Raw genomic sequence first — 17,081 nt, 5'->3', positions numbered from 1 at the left:
GCCATGTTGACCCGCAAGACTGCCGCGGTTGCCGTCGGTGCCGTGATCGTGCTCGCCGCCWGTGGCGGCAGTGACAGCGACACCGAAATCATCGGCCCGCCGCCCCCGCCGCCGCCGGCTCCCACCGCGGTGCCCGACAGCGCGGTGGCTTCGTCGACGGCCCTGGTGAGCTATCTGAAGGCGCAGAAGGCCGACGACGAGACCACGGAGGCGCTGACACTGCCGACGGTGGCGGTGTCGGTCAGCGAAACCGAAGAGCCCGTGAGCTTGTGAGGCGCCTGATCGCGCTGCTGCTGGCGGCATTCCCGCTGGCGGTCTCGGCTGAACCCTTCGTGCCGAAGGGCGACGCCGAGATCGTGCAGCGCCTGCCCTACCGCATTGACGCCGCCGAGCGCGCGCGTCGTGCGGCCTTGGCGCGCGACCCGGCGCAATTGCCGCTGGCCGTCGCCACCGCGCGGGCGGCCCTGCAACGCGCCCGCGTGCATGGCGACCCTCGCGAGCTCGGTGCCGCGCAGGCGGCGCTCGCGCCCTGGTGGACACAGGCCGAGGCGCCCGCCGAGGCCGTGCTGCTGCGCGCCCGTGTGCTGCAGGCGCGGCACGAGTTCGAGCCTGCCCTGGCCGAGCTGAAGCGCCTGCTGGCGCGCGCCGACCTGGCGCCCGACCACCGCGCCCAGGCCCTGCTCGATGCGGCCGCGCTGCACCAGCTGCGCGCCGAACTGCCGCAGGCGCGCGCCCTGTGCGAGCAGCTGCAACCCCTGGCGACGCTGCCTGCCACCGCCTGCCTGGCCGAGCTGGCCAGCCTGTCCGGCCAGGGCCCCAGTGCCGAGCAAACTCTGGCTCAGCTGAACCCGGGCCGATCGATGGCGCCGTGGCTGGCGCTGATGCGTGCCGAGCTGGCCGAACGCCTCGGCAACGAGGCCACGGCCCCGGTCCTCTACCGCACCGCGCTGGCCGGCGAGGATGAGGTCTACACGCGCGCCGCGCTGGCCGACTGGCTGCTGGCACGCCAGCGCGCGGCCGAGGCCTTGGTGCTGGTTGAGCGCAGCCCCGATGCCGAGGCCGACGCGCTGCTGCTGCGCCAGGTCATCGCCTTGCGCCAGCTCGGCCGCGATGCGTCGACGCCGGCCGCCCTGATGCGCGAGCGCCTGGCTGCCGCCGACCGCCGCGAACCGGGCAAGCATGCACGCGAGCAGGCCCGCTTTGCGCTGGACGTCGAACAGCAGCCGCGCGAGGCGCTGCGCCTGGCGCAGCTGAACTGGGCGATGCAGCGCGAGCCGGTCGACGCCGTGCTGCTGCTGCGTGCGGCGCTGGCCGCTGGCCGTGACGGCGATGCGACGCGCCAGCAGCTGGCGCGCGTGCTGCGCGACAAGGGCTGGCAGGATGCACGCCTTGCCGCCCTTGATCGGAGCTTTGCGCCGTGATCCGTTGCTTGTCGGGGCTGGCGCTGCTGCTGTGCGGCGCGGCCCACGCCCACCAGGCCAGCGAGGCCTATCTCGTCTACCGCGTCGACGGTGCGGCCGTCGAGCAGCGCCTGGACATCGCGTTGCGCGACCTCGACCGCGACCTCGCACTGGACGCCGACGGCGACGGCAACCTGAGCTGGGGCGAGGTGCGCCAGCGCTGGCCCGACATCGAGGCCCTGGCCGACGCCGGCCTGCGCTTCACGGCCGATGGCGCGGCCTGCGCGCTGCAAGGCCGCGACCAGCCGCAGCTCGACGAGCACAGCGACGGCACGCATGCCGTGCTCATCAGCCACTGGCACTGCGCGGCGCCCGTGCATGAACTCGACATCGACTACCGCCTTTTCGCCACCACCGACGCCGCCCACCGCGGCCTCGCCCGCCTCGTAGGCGCGACCGGCGAACCGCTGGTGTTGACGCCCGGCGCCGGCCCGCAGCGCCTCAACCTCGAGAGCCGTGGCTTCGGCGGCTTCGTCATCGAAGGCATGGCCCATATCGCCAGCGGCCTGGACCATGTGCTCTTCCTCATCACGCTGCTGCTCGTCGCCGTCTGGCGGCGCGAGGGCAGGGGCTGGGCACCGCGTGCCAGCGGCCGCGCCGCGCTGGCCGAGACGCTCAAGCTCGTCACCGCCTTCACGCTGGCCCACTCCATCACGCTGGCGCTGGCAGCCAGCGGCGCCATCAACCCGCCGGCCGCCGTCGTCGAGTCGCTGATCGCCTTGACCGTGCTGCTCGCCGCGATCGACAACCTGCGACCCTTCGTGCCGGGGCCGCGCTGGGGCATGGTGGGTCTCTTCGGCCTCGTCCACGGCGTCGGCTTCGCCGGCCCGCTGAAGGACCTGGGCCTGCGCGGCAGCGAACTCGTGCTGCCCTTGCTGGGCTTCAACCTGGGTGTCGAGCTGGGGCAGCTCGTCGTCGTCGCCGTGCTGCTGCCCCCGGCGCTGCTGCTGCGCGGGCGCGCGGCCTATCGGCGCTGGATCGTGCCGGCCGGATCGAGCGCCGTTGCCGCGCTGGCCCTGGTGTGGCTTGCTGAGCGCAGCCTCGGCCTTGCCTTGATCAGCTAGCGATGCCCATGGCCACATGGCCCGCCGGCACATGGGCCGCGGCGCTGGTGATGTGGCCGACCTGGTCGTCGAAGAAGAAGTCGGGCTCGAACTCGCGCAGGAACTCGCCCTTGGCCAGGCCGCCGAGGAACATGGCCTCGTCGACCTCGATCTGCCAGTCCATCAGCGTGCGGATGGCGCGCTCATGGGCCGGCGCGCTGCGCGCCGTGACGAGGGCGGTGCGTACCTTCATGCCGCTGGCGCGGGACTGCTGCAGGCGGTGCAGGGCCTCCAGCACCGGCTTGAAGGGCCCGGCCTGCAGCGGCAGATGGGCGCGTTGCAGCTCGTGCTCGCGAAAGGCGGCCAGGCCATCGCGCTGGAAGACCTGCTCGGCTTCGTCGGAGAACAACACGGCATCGCCGTCGAAAGCGATGCGCAGCTCCTTGGGGTGGGCCGCCGAGGCGCGCGCCGCCAGCGGCATCACGCGCGCCGCGGCCACGCCGGCACCGAGGGCCTGGCGCACGTCAGCCTCGTTGGTGGATAAAAAGAGCTGGGCCGACAGCGGCTTCAGATAGCGCCACGGCGAGGCGCCGCGCGTGAACACGCCGCGCTCGATGGGCAGGCCGTAGTGCTTGGCCGAGCGGAACACGCGCATGCCCGAGATCGGGTCATTGCGCGACAGCACGACGACCTCGACCTGGGGTGCACCGCCGGCATTGAAGGCCAGCAGCTTCTCAACCAGCGAGAAGGCGACGCCGGGCGGGGCCGGTTCGTCCAGGCGCTGCTGCTGCAGGGCCATGTAGGCATGGTCGTCGCCGGCCTCGAAGACCTCGTTCTCGGCCTCGAAATCGAAGAGGGCGCGCGAGGAGATGGCGACGACGAGTTGACCGGAGAGACTGGCTGGCATGGCCGTCGATGATAGGGCTCGACGCCCGGGCCACGCCTTCCTAGACTCGTCGCGTTTTCAACTCGAAAGACCTGCCCATGCGCGCTGCTGCCCTTGCCCTGCTGCCCATCCTCGCCGCCTGCGCCAGCAAGCCGGTGCCGCCTCAGGTGCCCGCCGCGTTGCAGCCTCCTGCCGGACAGGAACTGCAACTCGAGGCGTTGGCCCAGGGCTGGCAGATCTACGAATGCCAGGCCAAGGCCGATGGCAGCGGCACCGCCTGGGTCTTCAAGGCGCCCGAGGCCACGCTGGCCGACCGCGCGGGGCGGCCGCTGGGCAAGCATTACGCCGGTCCGACCTGGGAGGGGCTGGATGGCAGCACGGTCGTCGGCGAGGTCAAGGCCCGCGACCCGGGCCCGGACGCGAAGGCCATCCCCTGGCTGCTGCTCGCGGCCAAGAGCAATGGCGGCAGCGGCGTCTTCAGCACGACGAAGAGCATCCAGCGCGTCGCGACGGTCGGTGGCGTCGCGCCCGCCGAGGCCTGCACGGCGGCAGGCCAGGTCGTGCGCGTCACCTACACGGCGACCTACTACTTCTACCGCTAGATCACGGCCAGCGCGGTGGCGAGGTCGCGCCGCAGATCGTCCGTGGCCTCGATGCCGACCGACAGGCGCACCAGCGAGTCGGTGATGCCCAGGCGCGCCCGCGTCTCGGGCGGGATGGAGGCATGGGTCATCAAGGCGGGCAGCGAGATCAGGCTCTCGACGCCGCCCAGGCTTTCGGCCAGCGTGAACAGCTCGACACGCTGCAGGAAGCGGCGCGCGCCGGCCAGGTCGGTCTTCAGCGCGACGCTGATCATGCCGCCGCCGCCGCGCATCTGGCGCTTGGCCAGGGCGTGCTGCGGATGGCTTTCCAGGCCAGGGTAGAGCACGCGTTCGACCTGGGGCTGCGCGCTCAACCACGCGGCCAATTCGGCGGCGCTGGCGTTGTGTCTCTCCATGCGCAGGGCCAGGGTCTTGAGCCCGCGCAGCGCCAGGAAGCTGTCGAAGGGCCCGGACACAGAGCCGACGGCGTTGTGCAGGAATTCGAGCTTCTCGCGCAACTCGGCCTGGCGAGGCTCGCCGCCGACGACGGCAATGCCGCCGATGACGTCGCTGTGGCCGTTGAGGTATTTGGTGGCCGAGTGCACGACGAGGTCGAAGCCCAGCTCCAGCGGGCGTTGCGCCCAGGGGCTGGCGAAGGTGTTGTCGGCCACCGCCAGCGCGCCGTGGTCACGGGCCAGCTTGCCGATGGCGGCCAGGTCGCTCAGGCGCAGCAAGGGGTTGCTGGGCGTCTCGATCCAGATCAGTTTCGTGTCGGGCTGCAGCGCGGCGCGCACCGCCTCGGTGTCGCGGCTGTCCACATAGCTCACGCGCAGGCCGGCGCTGTGCTTGCGCACGCGCTCGAAGAGGCGATAGCTGCCGCCGTAGAGATCGTCGCCCGCAACGATGTGCGAGCCGGCCGGCAGGGTGTCCAGCACCGTCGCCATCGCGGCCAGGCCGGAAGCGAAGGCATAGGCCTGGGCGCCGCCCTCGAGGTCGGTGACGGCGCGCTCCCAGGCCTGGCGGGTCGGGTTGTGGGTGCGGCCGTACTCGTAGCCGGTGTGCTCGCCCGGGCCGTGCTGGCGGTAGGTGGAGCTGACCGAGATGGGCGGCATGACGGCGCCGGTGACGGCGTCGGGCGATTGGCCGGCGTGGATGACGCGGGTGTTGAAGTCCAGGCGGGTGTCGTTGTTGCTCATCGCGTGACTTCCTTGCGCAGATGGTTGATGAGGTCGAAGCGGGTGACAAGGCCGTGGAAGCCGGCGTCGTCCGCGATGACGGCCACGAGGCCGCGGCGCAGTTGCTCGTTCAGTTCGGTGAGTGAGGCGGTGGGTGCCAGCGTGATGACGTCGGTGTTCATCGCGCTCTGCACCAGGGCGCCGAACGCAGCCGCATCGGCATGCAGGCGGGCCAGCAGATCGGACTCGTCCAGCAGGCCGACGAGGCGGCCGCCGTCGAGCACCGGCAGCTGCGACACATCGGCCTGGCGCATGCGCGAGAAGGCCGTCTGCAGCGTGTCGTCCGGCCCGACGGACACGACGCCGCCGCTGGTGACCGGCCGCGAAATCAGGTCGCGCAGGTCGCCCAGGCGTGGGCGCGTCAACAGGCCCTGGTCGAACATCCAATGGTCGTTGTAGACCTTGGACAGATAGCGCGTGCCGGTGTCGCAGACGAAGGTGACGACGCGCTTCGGCGTGGTCTGCTCACGGCAGTAGCGCAGGGCCGCGGCCAGCAGCGTGCCGGTGGACGAGCCGGCCAGGATGCCCTCGGCGCGGTAGAGCTCGCGGGCGGTGCCGAAGCTGTCGGCGTCGCTGATGCTGTAGGCGGTGCGGACCGGCCCGAGGTCGGCAATGGGCGGGATGAAGTCCTCGCCGATGCCTTCCACGGCCCAGGAGCCGGCGTCACCGAATTTGCCGGTGTCGATGTAGTCCTTCAGGATGGAGCCGACCGGATCGGCCAGCACCATCTCGACACCCGGTTGCACGCGCTGGAAGTAGCGGCTCAGGCCGGTGATGGTGCCGCCGGAGCCGACGCCACAGACGATGGCGTCGACGTCGTGGCCCATCTGCTGCCAGATCTCGGGCGCCGTCGTCGTCTCGTGCGCCAGCGGGTTGGCGGGGTTGTTGAACTGGTCGGCATACCAGGCGCCGGGGATCTCGCGCACCAGGCGGGCGGCCACGTCCTGGTAATAGGCCGGGTGGCCCTTGCCGACGTCGGAGCGCGTCAGGTGCACCTGGGCGCCCAGGGCCTTGAGCTGCAGCACCTTTTCGGCGGACATCTTGTCGGGCACCACCAGGGCCACCTGGTAGCCCTTGGCGCGCGCGACGAGCGCCAGACCCAGGCCGGTATTGCCGGCGGTGGCTTCGACGACGGTGCCGCCGGGTTTGAGCAGGCCTTCGCGTTCGGCCGTCTCGATCATCGCGAGGCCGATGCGGTCCTTGATGGAGCCGCCGGGGTTCTGGGATTCGAGCTTGAGGAAGAGCTGGCAGAGGCCGGTGTCCAGGCGTTGCACGGGCAACAGCGGCGTGTTGCCGATGAGGTCGAGCACGGCGGGGCGGGCCTCGAGCGGGAGTCGAGCGGTCATGACGAGTCGGGCCGCGGGTCGGGCGCGGCCAATTTAGGCTAGACCTCGCAGGATACGAAGGCAGGCTTCGTCGGCAATCCCATTTTTCGCATGAGCAAGCGCTGTTTTCGAGCGAGTCCCGCTGCACAAGCAAATGCGAAAAACGTCGTTCACGGCGGCTTATGCGATTCCTAGCATGACGTCACGTTGATCCCACAAGGAAGCCAGATGTCTTCGTTCTCCCGCCGCCTGCTGACCCAGGCCCTCATCGCCACCGGCCTTCTCGCCGCTCAGGCCGCACAGATCGCCCATGCCGACCAGCTCGACGACATCAAGAAAAAGGGCGAGCTCGTCGTCGGCGTGCTCGGCACCGACGAGCCCAACAGCTTCATCGATCCCAAGACGCGCGAAATCATCGGCTACGAGGTCGACCTGGCCCGCGCCATTGCCGCCAAGCTCGGCGTCAAGCTGCAGATCAAGCAGCTCGCCGTCGCGGCGCGCATCCCCGAATTGCAGCAGGGCCATGTCGACCTGTTGGCCGCCTCCCTCACCCACAACAAGGAGCGCGAGGCCGTCATCGACTTCTCGCTGACGACCTTCGTCACCGGCCAGAAGGTGCTGGTCAAGGCCGACAGCGGCATCCAGAACGTGGCCTCGCTCAGCGGCAAGAAGGTCGTCACCATCAAGGGCGGCACGCAGGAACCCAATATCCGCAAGGCCGTGCCGCAGGTCGACGTCGTCACCTTCGACACCGGCCCGCAGGCCTTCCAGGCGCTGCAGCAGGGCAAGGGCGTGGCCTTCGTCAACGATGAGGTCTCGCTGCTGGACCAGCACGCCAAGCTCGGCGCGGCCTCAAGCCAGTACCGCATCCTCGACCAGAACATCAGCGTCGAACCGCTGGCCATCGGCATCCGCAAGGGCGAGAAGCGCCTGAAGGCCGAGGTCGATGCCGCGCTGACCGGCCTGGAGAAGGGCGGCGACGCCGACAAGCTGTTCGTGAAGTGGTACGGCCCCGACACGCGCCTGAAGTTCCCCAAGCGCACCTTCAAGATCGACAGCGACAGGGTCGAAAGCTAAGTCACTCGTCGTATTGATCGCAGCCGCCGCCTCACGAGGGCCGGCGGCTGTCTTGTTTGTCGGTGAACCTCATGCCCGTCCTGTCCTTTGCCCCGCCGCTGCAGGGCGACTACCTCACCTGGCTGCTGGAAGGCCTGCGCCTGTCGGTGCTGCTGACCGGCCTGACGCTGCTGACCGCGTTGCCACTGGCCATCGCCATCGCGCTGCTGCGCCTGTCGCCTTGGGCGCCGCTGCGTGTCGCCGGTGAAGCCTATGTCGAGGCGGTGCGCTGTGTGCCGCTGCTGGTGCACATGCTGTTCTGGTACTTCGGCGTGCCGGAGCTGCTGCCCGCCGGCATCAAGGAAAAACTCTATGCCGGCAATATCGAGGTCTTCAGCGCCTGGGCGGCCCTCACGCTGTACACGGCGGCCTATATGTCCGAGGACATCCGCTCCGGCGTGCGTGCCATGCCGGGCGCGCAGCTCGACGCGGCCATGGCCCTGGGCTTCAGTTTCCTGGCCGGCATGCGCCTCGTCGTGTTGCCTCAGGCCCTGCGCATCACGCTGCCGCCGCTGCTGTCGCAGACCCTCAATCTCTGGAAGAACACCAGCATCGCCACCGTCATCGGCGCGGCCGAGTTGATGACCCAGGCCCAGCGCGTCGAGTCGGCGAGCTTCCGTGGCTTCGAGACCTTTGCATTGGTGACAGTCGCCTATCTGTCGGTGTCACTGGTGCTGACGGGCCTGGCGCAATGGGCACAGCATGCGGTGTCGCCGCAGGGGGCCAGGCGATGACTGAGTTGGTCGACACCTACTGGCTCTACTTCCTCGTCGGCCAGTACCCACATGGGCCCTTGGGTGGCCTGGCGTTGACGGTCATCCTGGCCACGCTGGGCCTGGTGCTGGCGCTGCCGCTGGGTGTGCTGCTGGGCCTGGCCCGCTTCAGCCCCAACCGCTGGCTGCGCCTGCCGGTGACGGGCTGGGTCTGGGTCATCCGCGGCACGCCGCTGCTGATGGTGGTGTTCTGGGCCTACTTCTTCCTGCCCACGGTGACCGGCCACAAGACCGACCAGTTCAGCACCATGCTGGTCGCCCTCATCCTTTTCGATGCGGCCTACCTCGCCGAGATCGTGCACGCCGGCCTGCAGGCCTTGCCGCGCGGCCAGTTGCAGGCCTCGATGTCGTTGGGCATGACGCGCGCTCAGGCGCTGCGCTCGGTGCTGCTGCCGCAAGCGCTGCGCCACATGCTGCCCTCGCTGATCAACCAGTTCGTCGCCACCATCAAGGAGACGTCGCTGGGCACCATCATTGGCCTCTCGGAGCTGTCCTTCATCGCCAACCAGATCAACGCCCAGGTGCTGGTGAAACCGGTGGAGATCTATCTGACGCTGGCGGGCTGCTACTTCGTCATGTGCTTCGGGCTGACGCGTGCGGCGCGGCTCGCTGAGGGGCGGCTGGCCCGCTGACCGGGCCCACAATGCGGCCCGAAGAGACAGGGAGAGCTATGCAATTGGCAGGTCTTTTTGGCGCATTGGCATTGACGCTGGCCGGCCACGCTGCGGCCGAGCCTTCGGCGGCGCTGGCCCAGGCCGAGGCTGACCTCACGAAGGCGACTCTGGTCGCCAAGCCCAGCCTGCAGTCCGCCACGGCCCAGTTCGCGGCCCTGCGCCGACATTTCACGCTGACGCCCTCCCTGCATGCCTGGGGTGATCACGCCGGCCTGCTGGAAAAGCTCGGGGTTCAACGGCGCGATGCCAAGGATCCCGAGGTGCCTGCCTGGCAGAAGCTTCTGTTGGCCGAGTACGAGCAGTCGCGGCAGATGCGCAGGGCCTTGAGTCGGGACTTTGGGCGCCAGCCGGCCGAGGTGCTGAGCCACCCGCCGAGCACGGTCATCAACCTGCAGCTGGCCGCGCGCAGCAGCACCGAGTTCCAGCTTGACCCGGCGCGCATGACGGCCCTGGGCCTGGGTCGTTGGGGCGGCCAGGCGCCCTCGGCGTCCTTCTTCAAACCCGGCACGTTGCTGGCCGGCTTCGCCGGTGGTCCGCTGGTGAGCCGCCTGAAGGCGCGGGATGCGGAAGGCGTGGTCTACCGTGTCCGCTACGACGCGCGCAGCGCCGCTGCACTGGCCGATCTGTATGAGATCGCCAAGGCGCGCGGCCTGGCGGTGCAGGCGCGCTGGAATGACGCTGCGCTCGAGGCCGATCTGAGCCGTGCATTGACTGACGAGGAGCGCCGCGTGGCTCAACTCGACCTGCGGCTGCGCCTGCCGGTCTGGGTCGTCACCGAAGCGGGTCTGCTGCCCGCCGTGCTGCGGCGCGCCACCTACGGCAGCGACGCCTGCGGTGCCAGCGACAAACCAGACGATCTGCAAAGCCAGGCCGAGATCGTGCTGCCGCAGCCGGTGCGCGGCAGCATCCTGGCTGTGCTGGCGACCACGGCTCCGGTGGATGCCGCGCGGGCGCGCGTGACGCCGCAGAAGCAGACGCGGCTGCGTGCCAACCCTTTCGGCGATTGGCTCGCCCATCGCGTCGATGCCAGCGTCGATCTGGATGGCGATGGGGTGCCGGACCTGCGCACCGTCGTCAGCACCGATCACAGGACGGTCGGCCAGGCGCCATGGCTGGACCCGGCGGGCATGCTGGCTGATGGCTGGAAGCCAGCCTATTTGCATCGAGTCGACAACCTGTATGCCGAAGACCTTTACCAGCTCGAAGCCAACGAGCAGGGCTGGTGGCGCGTGCTGTCGCGCTACAACCTGGCGACCTGCACATGAGGCGGCTGCTCGTCGCGGCCTTGGCCGTCATGCTGGGAGGCGGTGCAGCTGCCGCCACGCTGCCTGATCTGCAGGCGCAGGCCAAGCGGGCGTTGGCGGACTTCTCTGCACCGCTGGAGGTGCGTCATCGCGGCCAGGCGGCGCTGCAACTGCATTTGCAGGTCTATCGCAAGTGGTTCTGGACACCGCCATTGCATGCCGCGCTGTCGCGACCTTGGAGCGGGCCGGGTGACGGCATCTATGTCACGCCGCCGCCGCCCGTCATGCCCGACTGGCTGCAGGCACCGCTGACGGAGTGGCTGGCCCGTCAGGGCTGGGCGGAAAGCGGGCCGTCTCCGGACTTGAGCCGGCGATGGCAAGTGGCCGATTCCGACGGCGCCGATCGCTGGGCCGCCGCCTGGGTCATCGCGGGGCCTGCGGTCAAGGAAGGCGTGGCCGCCTACCGGCGCGAAGGTGCCGACACGGTGGCACGCATCGGCATCGACGACAACACGGCGCAGCTGTGGATGGATGCGGCGTCTGCCCTCGGCTGGGCGGTGCAATGGCGCTTGCGCGATGGCGTCTGGCCGCAGGAGCTGGCAGACGTCGCGCTGAGGGCGACCTTCCAGGCCGAGGGCAGCGCGCCGCGCGTCTGGGTGGTCAGCCCTGCCGGCCTGTTCGAAGCGCGGTTGCAGCGACTGCATTGGGGTGGCGCCGGTGCGGCCTGCGAAAGCTGGGTCGAACTGCGTTGGTCCGGCGCGGCGGAGCCGCCGGTGTGGGCGATGCTGGCCCTCGCCAACCCGGCCTGGGCGCTGGGCGCGGTGGTGCAGCGGCAGGCCGCCGCCCCAGGAGAGACCGAGGCGCAACGCGGCGAATTGAACCTGAGCTGGCCCGGCGCTGGCGGACTCCCGGCGCTGCGGCTGCGTGCCAGTCGCTACGAGTTCTGGGAGCCGGAATCTCTGGCCGAGCCCGATGCCAAAGGCAATCTGCCGCAGCGCAAGCTGGGCGATGCCTGGGGCAGTCGGGCCTGGGTGGATGCCGAGCTGCTGAAGGCACAGCAGCAGCGGATGTCGCTGCCGCCGCTCAGCCTTTCCGGCTCGCCGCGCTGCCCAGTTCGCTGAAGAGTCCGGCCAGCAGCAGCGTCTCGGCGAGGGCCTCCAGCCACTCCTCGACGATCTGCATGGCGATGGTGTCAAAAGTCAGGTCCAGGGCGATGGCGGCGGCGCCGGCGATGAGGGCGGCGATGGTCCAACGCCGCAGCGTCGAGCTGCCTGCCACCCACACGGCGCGCAGCAGCGCGAGGCCGCCGAGCGCATAGACGAGCATGACGCCCTGGGCCCAGCGGCGTGGCACGCCCCTGTCGAACTCCAGCCAGTCCTGCACGGCCTCGTGGGCCATGAAGCGCTCGTCCAGCGCTGCGAACACCATGCCCAGGGCCAGCAGCGTCCACCAGCGCACGGCGTGCGGTCGTTCACCGATGGCTGCGTGCACGCAGGCCAGCGCGCCCGCTGCGCTCGCATTGGCAACGAGCAGCGCCGCCTGCCACCAGGCCAGCGGCGCGTCTTCGACGGCAAAGGCCAGCCCCCAGTGCGGCCACCAGCGCCAACCCATCCACGCGACGACGCCCGCGCTTACCGTCAATGTCAGCAGCGCAGGAAATCTGGAGGGCATTGCGCCATGTGGATGCGCGCCTGGCGCCGCATCTCGTCGAGCGACTCGGGTTGATCCGGCTTTGCCAGTCAGCCGCGAGTTGCGAAGGCCAGAGGCCTTGTCCTTCGCCAGGCGCAAACAGTCCTCAGGACTGTTTGTGTCTGGGCTCAGCCCACTTGAGGGGTCCACGTCAGCGCGTAGGGGTGATCTATTTCACCCAGGTGTTGAGCTGAATGATCGGCAGCAGCACCGCCAGCACGATGAGCAGCACCACCGCCCCCATCGCGACGATGAGCAGCGGCTCCAGCAGCGTGGCTGCGGCCATCGAGCGGCGTTGCACCTCGACGCTAAGCTGGCGCGCGGCGCGGCCCAGCATCTCGGGCAGCTGGCCGGTCTGCTCGCCCAGGCGGGCGAACATGGCCAGGATGCCGGGGAAGCGCTTCTTGCCCGCCAGGGCCGAGCCCAGCGGCGCGCCTTCGCGCACCATCACCAGGGCGTCCAGCGCATCGGCCTGCATGGCCCGGTTGGACAGGGTCTCGGCCGCGGCCTGGAGGGCTTTCAGGATGGGCACGCCGGCGCCGGCCAGCATGGCCAGCGTGCCGGCGAAGCGGGCCGCGTTGTAGCCCCGCGCGAGGCGCCCGACCAGCGGCAGGCCGAGGATGCCGGCGTCAAAGCGCAGCCGGAAGGCCGGTGCCTTCAACGCGTAGCGCAGTGCCACGGCGCCGGCGACGAGGACGGCGAGCATGGCCCAGCCCCAACTGCGCACGAAGTCGCTGACGGCCAGCATGGCCACCGTCAGCGCGGGCAGGGCGCGCTTGGAGCTGGTGAACACCGTCGCGATCTGCGGCACCACATAGGTGACGAGGAAGATGACGATGAGCACCGAGATGAAGGACACGATGGCCGGATAGGCCATGGCGCCGATGAGCTTGGCCTTCAGGTCCTGGCGTTCCTCCAGGTCGTCGGCCAGCTTCTCCAGCACCTGGCCCAGCGCGCCGCTCTGTTCGCCGGCGGCGACGACACCACGGTAGACCTCGTCGAACTCGCGCGGTGCCGAGGCCAGCGCGCGGGCGAAGGCCGAGCCGGCATTGACCTCGGCCTTGAGCTGGCTGATCAGCTCGCGCTGCTTGCTGTCCTCGCTCTCGTCGGCCAGCGCGGTCAATGCGCGCTCGATGGGCAGGCCCGAGCCGACCAGGCCGGCAAGCTGGCGCGTCCAGACGGCCAGCGCCGTCGGGCTGAAGACGCGGCGCGTGAAGCGGCTGCTCTCCTGGGCGCCGTGCTGCTGCACGACCTCGATGCTCAGCGGCGTCAATCCCTGCGCGCGCACCATGGCGCGTGCGGCGCGCGGGTTGTCGGCCTCGATCAGGCCGCTGCTCTGGCGGCCGGCGTCGGTGAGGGCTTCGTATTTGTAGGCGGGCACGGCTATTCGCGCGTCACGCGCAGCACTTCTTCAAGCGATGTGACGCCGGCATTGATCAGTCGCTCGCCGTCCTCGCGCATGGAGCGCAGGCCGGTGGCCTCGGCGGCGGCCTGCAGCTGGCTTTCGGGCGCGCGGTTGTGGATGAGGCTGCGCACGGCGTCGTCGGCCACCATCAGCTCGTAGACGCCGGTGCGGCCCTTGTAGCCGGTGTGGACGCAGGCGTCGCAGCCGACCGGGTGCCAGCGGCCGTGGTCGTCCTGGCGCTTGCAGACGGGGCACAGCCGCCGCACCAGGCGCTGGGCCAGCACGCCGAGCAGCGAGCTGCTGAGCAGGAAGGGCTCGACGCCCATGTCGGTCAGGCGGGTGACGGCGCTGGGTGCGTCGTTGGTGTGCAGCGTGGCCAGCACCAGGTGGCCGGTGAGGGAGGCCTGGATGGCGATCTGCGCGGTCTCGTAGTCGCGGATTTCGCCGATCATGATGACGTCCGGGTCCTGGCGCAGGATGGCGCGCAGGGCCTTGGCAAAGGTCAGGTCGATCTTGCCGTTGACCTGGGTCTGGCCGATGCCGGGCAACTCGTATTCGATCGGGTCCTCGACGGTCAGCACGTTGGTGGTGCTGGTGTCGACGGTCTGCAGCGAGGCATACAGCGACGTCGTCTTGCCCGAGCCGGTCGGGCCGGTGACGAGGACGATGCCGTGGGGCTGCTGCACCAGCTTCTTGAAGGCCGACAGCACATTGCCGTCCATGCCCAGGCCTTCGAGCGTGAACTTGGATTCGCTCTTGTCCAGCAGGCGCAGCACGGCGCGCTCGCCGTGGGCCGAGGGCAGGGTGGACACGCGCACGTCGATGGCACGGCCGCCGATGCGCAGCGAGATGCGGCCGTCCTGCGGCAGGCGCTTCTCGGCGATGTCGAGCTCGGCCATGATCTTCAGGCGCGAGATCAGCGCCGCATGCAGGCCGCGGTTGGGCTGCACCACTTCGCGCAGCGTGCCGTCGACGCGAAAGCGCACCGAGGAGGCGCGCTCATAGGGTTCGATGTGGATGTCGCTCGCGCCGTCCTTGGCCGCCTGGGTCAGCAGCGCGTTCAGCATGCGGATGATGGGCGCGTCGTTGGCGGCCTCCAGCAGGTCTTCCACGGCGGGCAGGTCCTGCATCATGCGCGACAGGTCCACCGCGCTCTCGACCTCGCCGACGACGACGGCCGCGCTCGATTCACTGCCCGCGTAGGCGGCGTTGATGCGTTCGGCCAGCGACGTGACGGCTTCGGATTCGAGCCGGTCCACCGCATACAGGCGCTGCACTTCGGACAGCGTCGCCCAGCCCACCTCGGGCGGCGCCCACAGCGTCAGCGTGCTGCCGTCGTCCTCCAGCAGCACGGTGTTGGCCTTGGCGAAGGCATAGGGCAGGGGGTGGCGGATCGCGGCCATGGTTCGCTTACTGCGGCGATTGCTTTTGCGGGGGTGTCTGCAGCGACGGCTGCGGCAGGGCCTTGTTCGACGGCGCGGTCTTGGGCTCGGGCAGCACGGGTGCGCCGGTGTCGGGCAGCATGAAGCTCTTCTGCGGCTGGCCGCTCTGCTGCAGGGCGCGGATGCTCTCGTAGCGGTCCAGGCTGAGCTGGCTGGCACCGTCGGCGCTGCGCAGCACCACGGGGCGCAGGAAGACCATCAGATTGGTCTTCACGCGCTTGCGGCTCTTGCTGCTGAACAGGTTGCCCAGCAGCGGGATCTTGGACAGGCCCGGCACGCCGTCGTCGCCGTCGGTGTATTCGTCCTTCAGCAGCCCGCCCAGCACGATCATGTCGCCGTCATCGACGACCACGCTGGTCTCGATGGCGCTCTTGTCCAGCGTCGGGCCGGTGGTGCTGTTGATGCCCGAGACGACGTTGGAATTCTCCTGGTAGACCTGCATGCGGACGGTGCCGCCTTCGCCGATCTGGCTCTTGATCTTCAGGGTCAGGCCCACGTCCTTGCGGTCCACGGTCTGGAAGGGGTTGACCGTACCGCCCGTGCTCGCGCCGGCGCTGGCGTAGGAGCCGGTCACGAAGGGCACGTTCTGGCCGATGACGATGCGCGCCTCCTCGTTGTCCAGCGTCACCAGATTGGGCGTGGACAGCACATTGGTGCCGGTCTGGCTCTCGAAGAAGTTGGCGATGGCGCCCAGGGTGTAGAAGTTGCCGACCTTCTTCAGGATGCCGATGTTCAGGCCTGCGGGGGCCGAGCCGGAGCCCAGGGCCGAGCCGACGCCGGTGCGGCCGCCGGCCACGGCCACCGTGCCGTTGATGATGTTGGCCAGGCCGGAACCGAAGTTGGTGCCGGCGCCGGTGATGGTGGAGTCGCCCTTGCTGCCGAACAGGTTCTGCCACTGCACACCGATCTGGCCGGCCTGTGCGTTGTCGATCTTGACGATCAGCGACTCGACGTAGATCTGGGCACGGCGCGCGTCCAGTTGCTCGATGACGGCGCGCACCTGGCGGTACAGCGGTTCGGGGCCCGTGATGATGAGGGAGTTGGTCGACGGGTCGGCCTGCACGAAGCCGCCGGTGGAGGGGCTGGCCGAGGCGCTGAGGGGCGTCGTGGCCGCCGCGGAGATGCCGCTGTTGCCGCCTGCGTTGGCATTGTTGCCGCCGGTCAGCGAGGGCGACGCCCCGGTCAGCGTGCCGCTGCCGCTGAGGCTGGAAGTGCCCGAGGAGCTGCCACCGCCACTGCCGCCCGAGGAGGCGGCGCCGAAGGCCGCGCGCAGCACGGTGGCCAGCTTGGCCGCATCGGCATTCTTCAGGTAGACGACGCGGATGTTGTTGCCGCCACCGTCGCTGCTGGGCTGGTCCAACTTGTCGACCATGGAGCGCACGGCCGCGAGGCGGGCCGGGTTGCTGGCGCGCAGGATGAGGCCGTTGGAGCGCGGGTCGACCAGGACGTTGACGGCGCTGCTGCTCTGGCCCGGAACGGCCGCGCCGACGGTGCCACCGCCATCGGCCAGGCGCTGCACCAGCGGCGCCAGGTCGGCCGCGACGGCGTTCTTCAGCGGCACGATCTCGATGTCGCTGGTGCCCGGCGTGTCCATCGCCGCGATGATCTTGGCGATGCGCTGCAGGTTGTCCGCGTAGTCGGTGATGACCAGGCTGTTGTTGCCCGGGTTGGCGTTGATGGTGTTGTTGGGGCTGATCAGCGGGCGCAGCACGGCGACGAGGTTGTTCGCGTTCTCGTGCTGGATGCGGAAGATCTGCGTCAGGATCTGGTCGCCGCGGACGGTGCTGGTCTCGATGGCCACCGAGCCGGCCTGCATCTTGGCGTCGGGCTCGGGCAGCACCTTGAGCAGGCCCGCCGTGTCGACGACGGTGAAGCCCAGGCCGCGCAGCGCGGCGAGGTAGTTGCGGTAGGCCTCGGCCACCGACACCGGTTGCTCGCTGTAGACCGTGATCGTGCCCTTGACGCGCGGGTCGATGATGATCTGGCGGTCCAGCATGACGCCGATGGCACGCGTCACGGCCTCGATGTCAGCGTTGACGAAGTTCAGCGTGACCGGTGAGCTGGCGCGGACGGCAGGACCCTTGCCGGAGCCAGGACGGCCGCGCTGCACGGTGGCGCTGTCGGGCTGCGCGAACGCGTTGCCCGTGGAGGTCAGCAGCACGGAGAGCGCGGTGGCCGACGCGACGGCGGTGCGTTGGAGATTCATGA

At 69.8% G+C, this 17,081-nt stretch carries 16 protein-coding genes; 9 read left to right on the top strand and 7 right to left on the bottom strand.

From position 1 onward, the window contains the following. Positions 1-3: 3 nt before the first annotated feature. Genes AC1D2H_RS25095 through AC1D2H_RS25085 form a run of 3 tightly spaced genes read left to right on the top strand, consistent with a single transcriptional unit; the run spans position 4 to position 2,524 of the window. Positions 4-273: a hypothetical protein gene (locus tag AC1D2H_RS25095; RefSeq protein ID WP_478012795.1), complete on the top strand. Its 270-nt coding sequence runs from the start codon at positions 4-6 to the stop codon at positions 271-273. Beyond that, a complete protein-coding gene (locus AC1D2H_RS25090) occupies positions 270-1,421 on the top strand; it encodes a hypothetical protein (protein WP_477930541.1) in 1,152 nt (383 codons plus the stop codon). Before AC1D2H_RS25095 ends, AC1D2H_RS25090 begins: the two co-directional genes overlap by 4 nt. After that, complete coding sequence (locus AC1D2H_RS25085) at positions 1,418-2,524, top strand: HupE/UreJ family protein (RefSeq protein WP_477930539.1); 1,107 nt, start codon at positions 1,418-1,420, stop codon at positions 2,522-2,524. Before AC1D2H_RS25090 ends, AC1D2H_RS25085 begins: the two co-directional genes overlap by 4 nt. On the opposite strand, the gene AC1D2H_RS25080 is transcribed toward AC1D2H_RS25085, so the two are convergent. Further along, positions 2,517-3,410, bottom strand: a complete 894-nt coding sequence (locus AC1D2H_RS25080) for a 5'-nucleotidase (protein WP_477930537.1) — start codon at positions 3,408-3,410, stop codon at positions 2,517-2,519. The genes AC1D2H_RS25085 and AC1D2H_RS25080 overlap by 8 nt on opposite strands. 77 nt (positions 3,411-3,487) lie before the next feature. Between AC1D2H_RS25080 and AC1D2H_RS25075 the strand changes: the two genes are divergently transcribed. Further along, the gene (locus AC1D2H_RS25075; RefSeq protein ID WP_477930535.1) at positions 3,488-3,991 is read left to right on the top strand and encodes a DUF3455 domain-containing protein; all 504 of its coding nucleotides are present in this window, start codon (positions 3,488-3,490) and stop codon (positions 3,989-3,991) included. Here the strand turns inward: AC1D2H_RS25075 and AC1D2H_RS25070 are convergent. Continuing rightward, entirely contained in the window at positions 3,988-5,166 is a 1,179-nt protein-coding gene (locus AC1D2H_RS25070) for a trans-sulfuration enzyme family protein (protein ID WP_477930534.1), read from the bottom strand. The genes AC1D2H_RS25075 and AC1D2H_RS25070 overlap by 4 nt on opposite strands. Then, positions 5,163-6,551, bottom strand: a complete 1,389-nt coding sequence (locus tag AC1D2H_RS25065; RefSeq protein WP_478012794.1) for a pyridoxal-phosphate dependent enzyme — start codon at positions 6,549-6,551, stop codon at positions 5,163-5,165. Before AC1D2H_RS25065 ends, AC1D2H_RS25070 begins: the two co-directional genes overlap by 4 nt. A gap of 207 nt (positions 6,552-6,758) precedes the next feature. On the opposite strand from AC1D2H_RS25065, the gene AC1D2H_RS25060 reads away from it, so the two are divergent. The 5 genes from AC1D2H_RS25060 to AC1D2H_RS25040 all read left to right on the top strand — a co-directional run bounded on the left by AC1D2H_RS25060 (position 6,759) and on the right by AC1D2H_RS25040 (position 11,458). Next, complete coding sequence (locus AC1D2H_RS25060; protein ID WP_477930530.1) at positions 6,759-7,607, top strand: ABC transporter substrate-binding protein; 849 nt, start codon at positions 6,759-6,761, stop codon at positions 7,605-7,607. 71 nt (positions 7,608-7,678) lie between these two features. Continuing rightward, positions 7,679-8,380: an amino acid ABC transporter permease gene (locus AC1D2H_RS25055; protein ID WP_478012793.1), complete on the top strand. Its 702-nt coding sequence runs from the start codon at positions 7,679-7,681 to the stop codon at positions 8,378-8,380. Further along, on the top strand, positions 8,377-9,051 hold the full coding sequence (locus AC1D2H_RS25050) for an amino acid ABC transporter permease (protein ID WP_477930526.1): 675 nt from the start codon (positions 8,377-8,379) through the stop codon (positions 9,049-9,051). The genes AC1D2H_RS25055 and AC1D2H_RS25050 overlap by 4 nt, the downstream gene beginning before the upstream one ends. A gap of 38 nt (positions 9,052-9,089) precedes the next feature. Then, positions 9,090-10,358, top strand: a complete 1,269-nt coding sequence (locus AC1D2H_RS25045; RefSeq protein WP_477930524.1) for a hypothetical protein — start codon at positions 9,090-9,092, stop codon at positions 10,356-10,358. Continuing rightward, complete coding sequence (locus tag AC1D2H_RS25040) at positions 10,355-11,458, top strand: hypothetical protein (protein ID WP_477930523.1); 1,104 nt, start codon at positions 10,355-10,357, stop codon at positions 11,456-11,458. Before AC1D2H_RS25045 ends, AC1D2H_RS25040 begins: the two co-directional genes overlap by 4 nt. On the opposite strand, the gene AC1D2H_RS25035 is transcribed toward AC1D2H_RS25040, so the two are convergent. The 4 genes from AC1D2H_RS25035 to gspD form a co-directional block, all read right to left on the bottom strand. Continuing rightward, positions 11,421-12,008 (bottom strand): hypothetical protein, encoded by a 588-nt coding sequence (locus AC1D2H_RS25035; protein ID WP_477930521.1) that lies wholly within the window; start codon positions 12,006-12,008, stop codon positions 11,421-11,423. The two genes, AC1D2H_RS25040 and AC1D2H_RS25035, sit on opposite strands and share 38 nt — an antisense overlap. Before the next feature lie 187 nt (positions 12,009-12,195). Continuing rightward, the gene (gspF, locus tag AC1D2H_RS25030) at positions 12,196-13,407 is read right to left on the bottom strand and encodes a type II secretion system inner membrane protein GspF (protein ID WP_477930519.1); all 1,212 of its coding nucleotides are present in this window, start codon (positions 13,405-13,407) and stop codon (positions 12,196-12,198) included. A 2-nt stretch (positions 13,408-13,409) separates the two neighbouring features. After that, positions 13,410-14,825, bottom strand: a complete 1,416-nt coding sequence (gene gspE, locus AC1D2H_RS25025) for a type II secretion system ATPase GspE (RefSeq protein ID WP_477930604.1) — start codon at positions 14,823-14,825, stop codon at positions 13,410-13,412. Between the two features lie 16 nt (positions 14,826-14,841). Beyond that, the gene (gspD, locus tag AC1D2H_RS25020; RefSeq protein WP_477930517.1) at positions 14,842-17,079 is read right to left on the bottom strand and encodes a type II secretion system secretin GspD; all 2,238 of its coding nucleotides are present in this window, start codon (positions 17,077-17,079) and stop codon (positions 14,842-14,844) included. Positions 17,080-17,081: the final 2 nt, after the last annotated feature.

Source organism: Roseateles sp. P1_C1_2 (genome assembly GCF_056406535.1).
This window is presented reverse-complemented; position numbering and strand designations above follow the sequence as displayed.